Raw genomic sequence first — 11,222 nt, 5'->3', positions numbered from 1 at the left:
GACACGCGGCGCTGGCGTTCGGCGCCGGCCGCGCGGGCGATGCGCCGCGTGTCCTCGTGCTGTGCGGCCTGGCGGCCGTGGTCGCGGTGCTGGTCCTGTGGCGCAGCCTGGCCGCGCTGCGCCGGCTGCCTGCGCCTGAACCGCGCGCCGTGCTGAACGTCGAGCAGCAAAGCCTCGTCGACAATGCGCTGGCCCTGGAAGCGCGCCTGGAACACGCGCCGGTCGCGCTGTTCGGCATCGACGGGGACGAGCACGTGCAGCCGCTGAACGCGAACGCGCGCAAGCTGGTCGCGCCCGGCCGCGCCACCGATGGCGCCGCCCTGTACCGCCAGCTGGCGCGTCAACCGCACGGCGACCGCACCTTGCTGCAGTTCGAGACCGAGCGCGGCACCGAACGCGCGCTGGCGACGGTGTCGATGCTGACCCTGCATGGCCGTCCGCAGCGTCTCGCCGCGCTGATGCCGGTCGAAAGCGAACTGGAAGCCGAAGCCTTGAACGCCTGGCGCCGGCTGGTGCACGTGCTCACGCACGAGATCATGAATTCGCTGACGCCGGTGGCGTCGCTGTCGCGCACGGCGCGCGACCTGGTCGAGGAAGCACGGCCCGCGCTGCTGCCCGACGTGGCGGCGGACCTCGGCACGGCGCTCGACGCCATCGGCCGCCGCGCCGACAGCCTGGCCGGTTTCGTCGCCAGCTACCGCAGCCTGTCCAACGTGCCGGATGCGCGGCCCGAGCGGGTGCCGCTGGCCGCCCTGTTCGCGCGGCTCGATGCGCTGGTGGGGCCGGCCTGGCGGGAGCGCGGCGGCGAGGTCGCGTTCTCGGTGGAGCCGGCGTCGCTGGAACTGATGGCCGACCCGGGCCAGCTCGAGCAGGCGCTGATCAACCTGCTCAAGAACGCGTTCGAGGCGACGGGTGCGGGCGGCCGCGCGCGCGTTGCCGCCCGCCTGGTGCGCGGCGCGCGCCTGCGCATCGAGGTCGACGATGACGGTCCCGGCGTGCCGGACGCGCTGGCCGCGCACATCTTCACGCCCTTCTTCACGACGCGCAAACAGGGCGGCGGCATTGGCCTCGCGATGGTGCGTCAATTGGTACATGGCAATGGCGGCACGGTACGTTACGCGCGCCCGGTGAGCCGCGGCGCGCGCTTCGTCATCACGTTCTGAATGCGTTCCGCGCACGCCTGATCTGGCTCAGTTCCGCGCGGCGCGTCGGGCCGTATCGTTGGCACGCCTGAATGTCATCCGGAGCCTGCCATGTCGATACGCCGTTGCCTGTTCGCCCTGTTGTTGCCGTTCTTCGCCAGCGCGCACGCGTGGGCCGATCCGCTCTATACATTTGATTTCCTGCCGGCGGGTTTAGCGCCGTCCGCGCTCAACAACGCCGGCCAGATCGTCGGCACGTCCGGCGGTGCGGCCGCCATCCTGTCCGGCGGGACCGTCACGAGCCTGGGCAGCGTGCTGCCAGACAGCTACGGTCTTGCGATCAATAACCATGGCGACATCGCCGGGTCACGCAATAGCCCGTACAACGGCAGCGCGTTCGCGTATGTGGGCGGCAGCGTGGTACCGGTGGCTGCGAGCCTGCCCGACATGTACGCGTATTCGAACGCGAGAGGCATCAACGACGCCGGCATGGTCGCGGGCAATGCCCAGCCCTACATCGGCGAGGCACAGCGCGGTTTCCTGTATGACAGCGGGGGCGTCCACCTGATCGGCACGTTCGGTGGCGACTGGAGCTATGCCGCGGCCATCAACGCGTCCGGCACGGTGGCCGGCACGGCCACGCTTCCCTCCAGCACGTTCGACCCGGACCGCCACGCCTATCTCTACCAGGGCGGCATGATGCTCGACCTCGGCACGCTGGGCGGCATGCGCAGCGAAGCCTACGACGTCAACGACGCCGGGCTCGCGGTGGGCTGGTCGGAAACGGACGTCGTCCTGGACAACGGCGCGCTGACGCGCCCCTTCGCGTACCGTGACGGACACATGGTCGACCTCGGTTCGCTGGGCGGCGACTGGGGCTATGCGCGGGCGCTGAACAATGCGGGCGTCATCGTCGGCGCGTCGGACCTCATCACGGACGTCGGCTGGGGCTACCACGCCTTCATCTATCTCGACGGGCACATGGTCGACCTGAACACGCTCGTGACGGGCGCGAACGGCTGGGAGATCATCGACGCCACCGACATCAACGACGCGGGCCAGATCCTGGGCCGTGCCTGCCGCCTCGGCACGTGCGCGGACGTGCGCCTGGACCTCGTGTCGGCCGTGCCCGAGCCGGCCACCTGGGCAATGCTGGCCGCCGGGCTCGGCCTGCTGGCCGGCGCGCGCGCCGGCGCCGCGTGAAGCCGGCGCTGATGCTCGGCGTATCCCTGGCAGTGGCGGCACCGGCCGTGCTGGCCGACCCGCTCTATACCGCGACCTTCCTGCCCGAAAACTTCACGGCCTACGGCATCGGCAACGACGGCAGCGTCGTCGGCAGCGGTATCAATCCCGACAACCAGCAACGCGCCTTCGTGTGGCTGGACGGCACGACGACGTTCCTGCCGACGCTGGGCGGCCAGTCCGCCTGGGCGACCGCCACCAACGGCGGCGCCGTGGTCGGCGCCTCGCTGTCCGGCGACTTTACGCGCGGCTTCATCTACCGCAACGGCGACATCCGGAGCACCGGCACGCTGTATGGCGGCGAGAGCATCGCGTACGGCATCAACGCCGCGGGCCAGGTCGTGGGCGATTCCACGGATGCGTCCGGCAACAGCCGCGCGTTCCTGTACAGCGGCGGCACGCTGACCGACATCGGCACGCTGGGCGGGGCGGATGCGCGGGCGCGGGGCATCAACGGCGCGGGCATGATCGTCGGCGGCTCCCAGCCGGGCCCGGGATTCCCGGACGACGGCGCCCACGCATTCCTGTACCACGACGGCACCATGCAGGACCTCGGCACGCTGGGCGGCGGCTTCAGCTGGGCCGAGGCGGTGAACGATGCCGGCCAGGTGGCGGGCTACAGCCTCATCGGCGCCGCGGCCGTCTGGCATCCGTTCCTGTACAGCGGCGGCGTGATGCACGACCTCGGTTCCTTCGGCGGCGACTTCGGCGAAGCCCACGCCATTAACGCGGCCGGCATGGTGGTCGGTTATTCCAGCTTCGTCGGGGACGGTTTCTCGCACGCGTTCGTGTATGCCGACGGCAGCCTGGTCGACCTGAACAACGTGACGGACGGCCTCGGCATCCAGGTGCTGACGGACGCCGTCGGCATCAACGACGCCGGCCAGATCGTGGCCAACAGCTGCAACGACTTCGGGTATTGCGCGCCAGTCCTGCTCTCGCCCGTGCCGGAGCCGGCAGCGGCATTTTTGCTGCTTGCAGGCATCCCGGTGCTGTTGTGGCGCCGTAAAAATTAAGGAACTGCTATGCTGGGTCCGGACCCGGAGGATAGCAATGACCACGACGGATACAGCGGACCCGCATGCCATCGAACATCTCACATCGCGCCAGCGCGTGTTCGCCATCGTCGGCGCGTCGTCCGGCAACCTGGTGGAGTGGTTCGACTTCTACATCTATTCGTTCTGCGCCCTGTATTTCTCGTCCGCCTTCTTCCCGAAAGGCAATCCGACAACCCAGCTCCTGAACACGGCCGGCATCTTCGCGGCGGGCTTCCTGATGCGCCCGATCGGCGGCTGGCTGTTCGGCCGCATCGCCGACCGCTACGGCCGGCGCAACGCGATGATGATTTCCGTGCTCATGATGTGCGGCGGCTCGCTGATGATCGCCGCGCTGCCGACCTATGCCAGCATCGGCACGGCGGCGCCCATGCTGCTGCTGGTGGCGCGCCTGTTCCAGGGCCTGTCCGTGGGCGGAGAGTATGGCACCAGCGCCACCTACATGAGCGAGGTGGCGGAGCCGGGGCGCAAGGGATTCTTCGCGTCGTTCCAGTACGTGACCCTGATCGGCGGCCAGCTCGCGGCGCTGCTCGTGCTGGGCATCCTGCAACTGCTGCTCACGCATGACGAACTGAAGGCCTGGGGCTGGCGCATCCCGTTCGTCGTCGGTGCCTGCGCCGCCCTCGTGTCGCTGTACCTGCGCCGTTCGCTGCACGAGACCACCACCGCCAGCGAGCGCAAGAGCGAGGCCGCGGGCAGCGTCGCGTCGCTGCTGAAGCACCACCGGCGCGCGTTCGTCACGGTGCTGGGCTTTACGGCGGGCGGCTCGCTGATCTTCTACGCGTTCACGACGTACATGCAGAAATACCTCGTCAACACGGCCGGCATGAGCACGGAGACGGCCAGCCGCATCATGACCGTCTGCCTGCTGGTCTACATGCTGCTGCAGCCGGCGTTCGGCGCGCTGTCCGACCGCATCGGCCGGCGCACGTCGATGATCGCCTTTGGCGCGCTCGCCGCCGTGTTCACGACGCCGATCATGATGGCATTGCGTAACGTCTCGAGCCCGCTGACTGCCGGCGCGCTGATCGTGTGCGCGCTGGCGATCATCAGCCTGTACACGTCGATCGGTGGCCTGATCAAGGCCGAGATGTTCCCCGTCGAAGTGCGCGCGCTGGGCGTGGGCCTGTCGTATGCGGTCGCCAACGCGATCTTCGGCGGCTCGGCGGAATACGTGGCCCTGTGGTTCAAGCAGGCTGGCCACGAGCCGTATTTCTACTGGTACGTGAGCGTCATGTGCGCGCTGGCCTGCCTCGTCGCGATCCGCATGCCGGATCCGACGAAATCCGGCCTGCTCAAATGATGGAAGCGGGGCGCACCATGTCGATGTGCATGATGCCGTCCTCGTCGTACGGCGCGGACACCGTGACGAAGCCGAAGCTCCCATAGAACGCTTCCAGGTGGGCCTGCGCGCCGATGCGGATCGCGTGGCCGGGATGCAGCCGTTGCGCGCACGCGATGCCTTGCGCGACCAGTTCGCGGCCCAGGCCCGTGCCGCGCGTGGACGGGCTGGTGACGACGCGGCCCAGCGACATCTCCTCGTATTTCGCGCCCGGCGCCAGGCAGCGCAGGGTGGCGGCCAGTTCGCGCCTGCCGTCGAGGGTGCGCCAGCCGAGCAGGTGATGCGCGCCCGGATCGAGGCCGTCGATGTCCGGGTACAGGCACGCCTGCTCGAGCACGAACACCTGCTGGCGCAGTGCCAGCATCTCGTACAGTTCGGCCGCCGTCAGGTGGGCGAAACCGCTCCACTGCCATTCGATCATTGTCGTTTCCTTGTCAGGCCGCCGTCTCGAAACCTTCGAGCACGTTGACCACGTTGATGCCGAGTTCGGGCACGACCGAGCCGCCTTCGAACACGAAGACGGTCGGCAGGCCAAGAAAGCCGATGCGCTCGCCGATGCGCAGGAAGTCGCCGCTGGCGAGGCCGAAGTGCGAGCGCGGGTCGCCGCTGAAACCGTCGACGCCCAGCGAGACGACGAGCGCCTGCGGAGAAAAGCCCGCCATCCTGACGCAGGCCGTTTCCAGCGCGAGGAACCACTGCGCTGCCGCCGTTCCGCGCGGCAGCGGCACGTTCAGGTTGAAGCCGAGGCCCGCGCCGGCGCCCGTCTCGTCGGGGTGGCCCGCATAGTACGGGTAGTCCGTGCGCGGGTCGGCGTGGATCGACGCGACCAGCACGTCCTTGCGGCGATAAAAGATGTCCTGCGTGCCGTTGCCGTGGTGGTAGTCGAGGTCGAGGATGGCCACGCGCTGCAGGCCGTCGTCGAGCAGGTGCTGGGCCGCCAGCGCGGCATTGTTCAGGAAGCAGAAGCCGCCGCAGTAGTCGGCGCCGGCGTGATGGCCGGGCGGCCGCGTGAGCGCGAACGTGCTCCGCTCGCCCAGGCGCAGCGCGTGCGCCGCATTGATCGCGCAGTCGGCGCCCGTCTTCGCGGCGGTCCACGTGCCGGCCGTCAGCGGCGTCGTCCCGTCGAACGCGTACAGGCCGAGACGGCCCGTGAAACTGTCCGGTTCGACGTCGCGGCGCATGCCTTGCCCTGGCCACACGGAGGGGACGAGATCGCGCTCGGCGTTGCGCGGGTCGAGTGAAAGCCATTCGTTCCACGCGCTGCGCAGGAAGTGCAGGTAGCGGGGCGTGTGGATGCGTTCCAGCGACGTCAGGGGCACGCCATGCGGGGTGACGATGCGGCCCAGGCCGCGCCGCGTGAACTCGTTCGCCACGACGTCGATGCGCTGGGGCGGTTCCGACGTCGTGGCGTGCTGTGCGTGGTGTTCGTTGAAGAAGGTAAGCAAGGCGGCCCCGGTTCAGCCCGACCTGGCGGGTCAGCTGTTACGGCACAGTGTACTACTGTTATACGCCGCCACGAAGTCGTCGAAGGAGCCGGTATCCGTCGCCTCGATCTGCGCCTGCTCGGCCAGCGATGCCCGCGCCATCTCGTCGAACAGGCCCGTCTCGGCCGGCATCAGCGGTTCGGTACGGAACGCCTCGGCGTGCAGTTCGCTCTGGCGCAGGCCGAACTGCGCGAACGAGCCGAGCGTGCGCACTTCCTGCAGCACGCGCGCGGACGGGGTCTTTTCCGGATCCGCGACCTTGGCCTTCTGCGCGTTCAGCGCGTCCATGTGCGCGCCCTTGTAATTGTGCTCGTGGTCCAGCAGTTCCGCGATGGGGCGGATGCGTTCCAGCAGCTCTTCCGCCCAATCCTTCAGCAGCACTTCGTGGTCGTTGCGTGTGAGCGTGAGGCCCGGACGGCGGCCTTCCTTTACGGTGCGCGCGAAGTTGCGCGCGTGGACCTGGCCTTCCATCGCGTTGATCAGGGGGCTTTCCTCGAGGGCGCAGAACAGCAGGAAGGCGTCCAGGAAGCGGCCCGTCTCCAGTGCGATGCCGACCGGCTCGAACGGATCGACGTCCAGGCAGCGCACCTCGATGTATTGCACGCCGCGGGCGCACAGCGCCTGCACCGGGCGCTCGCCCGTGCGGATCACGCGCTTCGGACGGATCGTCGAATAGTATTCGTTCTCGATCTGCAGGATGTTGGTCGACAGCTGGACCCACTCGCCATCCTTCTTCGTGCCGATCTCCGCGTAGGGCGGATACGGACGCTTGACGGCGTCCATCAGCGAGGTGACGTAGCTTTCCAGGCTGTTCTCGTGCGGGCGCAGGCCGGATTGCGCGTCGTTCTGGTAACCCAGGTCGCTCATGCGCAGGCTCGTCGCGTACGGCAGGAACAAGGTGTCGTCCGACAGCGTCTCGAGATTGTGTTCGCGGCCGCGCAGGAAGCCCTTCGACAGGGTCGGCGAGGCGCCGAACAGGTACATCAGCAGCCAGCTGTAGCGGCGGAAGTTGCGGATGGTCGAGATATAGCTTTCGGACTGGAAGTCGCGCAGCGCGTTGCGGCGTTCTTCCGTGATGCCCTCGTGCTCCGCCAGCAGCTGCCACAGTTCTTCCGGCAGCGAATAGTTGTAGTGGATGCCCGCGATGCATTGCATGGCCTTGCCGTAGCGCAGGGCCAGGCCGCGGCGGTACACGTGCTTGAGCATGCCGATGTTCGACTTGCCGTACCAGGCGATCTCGATGTCTTCCTCGGCCGGCAGCTCGCACGGCATCGACTGGCTCCACAGCAGTTCGCCGTCCAGCTTGGAATAGGCGTAGCGGTGGATCGCGTCCAGGCGGTGCAGGGCCAGGCCGATGTCGTGTTCGGCCGGCGTGATGAATTCGAGCAGCGCTTCCGCGTAATCCGTCGTGATCTGCGGATGGGTCAGGGCCGAGCCGAGTTTTACCGGATGCGCAGTCCTTGCCAGGTGGCCCTGGCCGTCGACGCGCAGCGTCTCGCGCTCGATGCCGCGCAGGCCTTGCAGGAGCAGGCCGCGGCGGGCATCGTCGTCCAGCAGGGCCAGGCGGCGGGTCAGTTGGTTCGACACGAGGATTCCTTTCTTATACTGCCATGAGACGCAGAGAGTAACCGAAATCGGCCAACCGCGCCGGTCAGCCCTCAATATGACATTTTAGTTAATTAACCAGGTCAGGTTCCGGGACATTCTGCGCCGCGATCCAGCGGTCGATGCGCTTCTCCAGCACGTCCAGCGGCACGGCGCCGTTGTCCAGCACGGCGTCGTGGAAGGCGCGGACGTCGAAGCGCGGGCCCAGCGCCGCCTGCGCCCGCGCGCGCAGCGCGGCGATGCGCAGCTGGCCGATTTTATACGCCAGCGCCTGGCCCGGCTGGGCGATCATGCGGTCGACTTCGACCTCGTTGTCGGACGGCGGATTGGCCGTGTTCGCGTTCAGCCAGTCGACGGCCTGCTGGCGCGGCCAGCCCAGCGCGTGGATGCCCGTGTCGACGACGAGCCGCGCGGCGCGCAGCTGCTCGTCGGCCAGGCGGCCGAATTGCGAGAACGGATCGCGCATCAGGCCCAGTACCGGCCCCAGGCCCTCGGCATACAGCGCCCAGCCCTCGCCGAACGCGGGATACCAGGCGTGGCGGCGGAATGCCGGCAGGCCGTCGATGGCGTGGGCGCGCGCGACCTGCAGGTGGTGGCCGGGGATGCCCTCGTGCAGGGCGAGCGTCTCGACTTCCCATAGCGGCCGCGTGTCCAGGCGGCTCGTGTTGACGGCGAGGGCCGCGACCCGGTCCAGCGTACCCGCTTCGTAATACGCGCCGCCCTGCGTGTCGGCCCCCGCCTGCTGCACCGGTTTGACGGCCAGTTCTTCCTGCGGGATCGTGCCGAACTGCGTGGATAACTGGGCCTGGACGCGCGCGATGGTGCGGCGGTAGCGGTCCAGCAGCGCGTCGGCACTGGTCGGGAACAGGCGCGGATCGCTGCGCACGAACGCGACGAATTGCGGATAACTCCCCTTGAAGCCCGTGCGCGCGGCCGTCGCTTCCATCTCGGCGCGCAGGCGTGCCACTTCCTTGATACCCAGCGTGTGGATCTCGGCCGGCGCCAGCGTGGTGGTGGTCGCCGTCTTCACGAGATACGCGTACCACGCCGCGCCGCCGGGCAGGCCGGATGCGCCGATGGTCGTGCGCGCGGCCGGCAGGTAGTCGGTGCGCACGAAGTCTTCCAGCTTTTGCAACGCGCCCGCCGCCGTGCGCAGGGCGGCCGCGCCGTTCCAGCGCCTGCCCGCGACCATCGCCGAGGAGACGCGCGTGCAACTCGCGGCGGACGGCGCGCCGAGGGCGCCATCCTGCACGTGCTCGCGCATGGCCCGCAACTGCGCGGGCAGGCCGGTCATGATGGCCTTCGGTGCCGTCCAGCCGGTGCGCATCCCCTCGCGCATCTGCTCGATGATGCCGTCGACGTGGCGCGGCAGGGCATTCAGGCGCGCGATGTAGTTGCGGTAGTCGTCCTCCGTCACGAACGGCATCTGCGCGATCAGTTGCGGGAAGCGGATCTGCAGGCCGTCCTGCGCGCTGACCGGCTGCGGGTCGAACCCGACGAATGCGGCGCGCGCGAGGATGCGTTCCTGGTCGCCCGTGAACAGGTCCCAGGAGAGGCGGTCCTGGCCGGCCAGCTGCGCGCGGTCGATCTGGCGCGCGAGGTCGAGCATGCGGCGCGCGTGCTCGATGGTGGCCGTCTGTTCCGCGAGCGAGGTGTCGGCCAGCAGCGCGTCGTAGCGGTGGTCGCCGACGCTCGTGGCGAATTCGGGCCGGTGCTTGAGGCGCCATTGCCAGTCGCGCTCGAACAGTGCTTGCGCCGGATCGGCGGCATCCGCCGCGAACGCAACGAGGGGGCCCAGCAGGATGAGGGTCGCGAACAGTCGACGCATCGTGTTGGCTTCCGGGTGGTGGACCCGAAATTGTAACAAACGGGGCGTCCGGAGCGCGCCGGGGAGACGTTCAGCCGAACCGGCCGCCGCTCACGCGCTCGATCCCGGCCAGGTCCCGCCAGCTCTGCACGTCCGTGAAACCGGCGTCCGCCAGCAGCGCGCGCACGGCGGCGGCCTGGTCATAGCCGTGCTCGAGCAGCAGCCAGCCGCCCGGCGCGAGGTGGCGCGGGCTGCCCTGGATGATGATGCGCAGCGCCGACAGGCCGTCGGCATGGTCCGTCAGCGCGCCGACCGGCTCGAAACGCAAATCGCCCTGGACCAGGTGCTCGTCGCCGGCCGCGATATAGGGCGGGTTGGAGGCGATGACGTCGAAGGTTTCCACGGCGGCGAGCGCGTCGAACCAGCTGCTCTCGAGGAACCGCACGCGCGCGCCGTTGGCGGCCGCATTCGCCTGGGCGACGGCCAATGCGTCCGGGCTGACGTCCAGCGCGGTGACGTCGGCATCCGGCCGTGTGTGCGCGACGGCGACGGCGATCGCGCCGCTTCCGGTCCCCATGTCGAGCAGGCGCGCTGCGTTGTCCGGCAGGCGCTCGAGTGACAGGTCGACGATCAGTTCCGTGTCCGGGCGGGGAATCAGCACGGCGGGGCCGACCCGAAACGCCAGGCCGAAGAATTCGCGCCGGCCGACGATGTAGGCGATCGGTTCGCCGCGCAGCCGGCGCGCCACGAGATCGTCCAGGCGGGACGCCTCGTCCGGCGTGAGGACGCGGTCGCCCTGCGTGATCAACTGGACGCGCGACAGACCCGTCGCCTCGCACAGGAGGATGCGGTTTTCCAGCGGGTCGAGCGGCAGGCCTGCCTGCACGGCCGCGATGGTGGCGCCGGGCTGGATCGTCATCAGCGCGCGCGCCGCACCAGCACCCAGACGAGGGCCAGCGTGAGGATCGTGAACCACACGGCAGACCACTGCGGCACGTTCAGGCCGAACACGGTCTCCTGCGCCGCTTCGCACAGGCCGTCCGCCCGGAACAGGCCGGGCAGCAGGGTCGCGGTCGGGATCTTGTTGAGCGTCGTCTGCATCGGATCGATGCCGCACGAAAAGCCCGGATGGGCCAGCACGTACAGATGCTTGCCGACATAGCCGAGGCCGCCCAGCGCGCACAGCAGTGCAAGCCCGGCGCCGGCCTTGATCTTGTTGGCGAAGGCCCCGATCAGGCTGAAGATCGCGATGCCGAGGTACAGGTAGCGCTGGATCACGCACAGCGGGCAGGGCAGCAGGCCCTTCACGTGCTGGAGATACAGGGCCGCGCCGATCAGGGCGATGCTGACGGCGGCGATGGCGAGCAGGAGATTGCGGGACGAGGACATGGGCTTCCTGGTTGAAGTCGAAAAGGATATTTTCAGTCTAGCAACTTATACCGGTCTTAACACCGGGGTCGGGGGGGGCGGGGTTGGTGTTTTAGGAATAAAAAAACAAAAAACCGACGGAGGGGTTTGTTTAGAAAAAGCGCGCCCCCGAGGGGG

The 11,222-nt window shown here is 68.7% G+C and carries 10 protein-coding genes; 4 read left to right on the top strand and 6 right to left on the bottom strand.

What is annotated here, in order from left to right; genetic code table 11:
- The first annotated feature begins 11 nt into the window (after positions 1-11).
- The 4 genes from ACEN88_RS15450 to ACEN88_RS15435 all read left to right on the top strand — a co-directional run bounded on the left by ACEN88_RS15450 (position 12) and on the right by ACEN88_RS15435 (position 4,742).
- Positions 12-1,163 (top strand): sensor histidine kinase, encoded by a 1,152-nt coding sequence (locus tag ACEN88_RS15450; RefSeq protein WP_413340921.1) that lies wholly within the window; start codon positions 12-14, stop codon positions 1,161-1,163.
- 90 nt (positions 1,164-1,253) lie between these two features.
- Positions 1,254-2,345, top strand: a complete 1,092-nt coding sequence (locus tag ACEN88_RS15445) for a DUF3466 family protein (protein WP_413340920.1) — start codon at positions 1,254-1,256, stop codon at positions 2,343-2,345.
- Positions 2,342-3,400 (top strand): hypothetical protein, encoded by a 1,059-nt coding sequence (locus ACEN88_RS15440; RefSeq protein ID WP_413340919.1) that lies wholly within the window; start codon positions 2,342-2,344, stop codon positions 3,398-3,400. Before ACEN88_RS15445 ends, ACEN88_RS15440 begins: the two co-directional genes overlap by 4 nt.
- Before the next feature lie 37 nt (positions 3,401-3,437).
- On the top strand, positions 3,438-4,742 hold the full coding sequence (locus tag ACEN88_RS15435; protein ID WP_413340918.1) for an MFS family transporter: 1,305 nt from the start codon (positions 3,438-3,440) through the stop codon (positions 4,740-4,742).
- Here ACEN88_RS15435 and ACEN88_RS15430 read toward each other — a convergent pair.
- The 6 genes from ACEN88_RS15430 to ACEN88_RS15405 form a co-directional block, all read right to left on the bottom strand.
- Positions 4,735-5,202: a GNAT family N-acetyltransferase gene (locus ACEN88_RS15430; RefSeq protein ID WP_413340916.1), complete on the bottom strand. Its 468-nt coding sequence runs from the start codon at positions 5,200-5,202 to the stop codon at positions 4,735-4,737. The two genes, ACEN88_RS15435 and ACEN88_RS15430, sit on opposite strands and share 8 nt — an antisense overlap.
- Positions 5,203-5,215: 13 nt before the next feature.
- Positions 5,216-6,226 carry a histone deacetylase family protein gene (locus ACEN88_RS15425; RefSeq protein WP_413340915.1) on the bottom strand — a complete coding sequence of 337 codons (1,011 nt, stop codon included), beginning with the start codon at positions 6,224-6,226 and terminating at the stop codon, positions 5,216-5,218.
- Between the two features lie 30 nt (positions 6,227-6,256).
- Entirely contained in the window at positions 6,257-7,852 is a 1,596-nt protein-coding gene (gshA, locus tag ACEN88_RS15420) for a glutamate--cysteine ligase (protein ID WP_413340913.1), read from the bottom strand.
- A gap of 88 nt (positions 7,853-7,940) precedes the next feature.
- Entirely contained in the window at positions 7,941-9,698 is a 1,758-nt protein-coding gene (locus tag ACEN88_RS15415) for a DUF885 domain-containing protein (RefSeq protein WP_413340911.1), read from the bottom strand.
- Positions 9,699-9,768: 70 nt separating this feature from the next.
- Positions 9,769-10,596, bottom strand: coding sequence for a peptide chain release factor N(5)-glutamine methyltransferase (gene prmC / locus ACEN88_RS15410; RefSeq protein WP_413340910.1), 828 nt, complete (start codon positions 10,594-10,596; stop codon positions 9,769-9,771).
- Entirely contained in the window at positions 10,596-11,066 is a 471-nt protein-coding gene (locus tag ACEN88_RS15405; protein ID WP_056133985.1) for a disulfide bond formation protein B, read from the bottom strand. Before ACEN88_RS15405 ends, prmC begins: the two co-directional genes overlap by 1 nt.
- Positions 11,067-11,222 lie beyond the last annotated feature (156 nt).

Origin of the sequence: Massilia sp. CT11-108, from assembly GCF_047302915.1 — a bacterium.
In the GTDB taxonomy this organism is placed as follows: domain Bacteria; phylum Pseudomonadota; class Gammaproteobacteria; order Burkholderiales; family Burkholderiaceae_D; genus Telluria; species Telluria orientalis.
Note: the sequence above shows the minus strand (reverse complement) of the source record. Positions and strands in the feature narration are given on the sequence as shown.

Excerpts from the sequence above, each read along its gene's own strand:
- prmC (WP_413340910.1), bottom strand. The coding sequence starts at position 10,596 with ATGACGATCCAGCCCGGCGCCACCATCGCGGCCGTGCAGGCAGGCCTG.
- ACEN88_RS15415 (WP_413340911.1), bottom strand. The coding sequence starts at position 9,698 with ATGCGTCGACTGTTCGCGACCCTCATCCTGCTGGGCCCCCTCGTTGCG.
- ACEN88_RS15430 (WP_413340916.1), bottom strand. The coding sequence starts at position 5,202 with ATGATCGAATGGCAGTGGAGCGGTTTCGCCCACCTGACGGCGGCCGAA.
- ACEN88_RS15405 (WP_056133985.1), bottom strand. The coding sequence starts at position 11,066 with ATGTCCTCGTCCCGCAATCTCCTGCTCGCCATCGCCGCCGTCAGCATC.
- ACEN88_RS15445 (WP_413340920.1), top strand. The coding sequence starts at position 1,254 with ATGTCGATACGCCGTTGCCTGTTCGCCCTGTTGTTGCCGTTCTTCGCC.
- ACEN88_RS15435 (WP_413340918.1), top strand. The coding sequence starts at position 3,438 with ATGACCACGACGGATACAGCGGACCCGCATGCCATCGAACATCTCACA.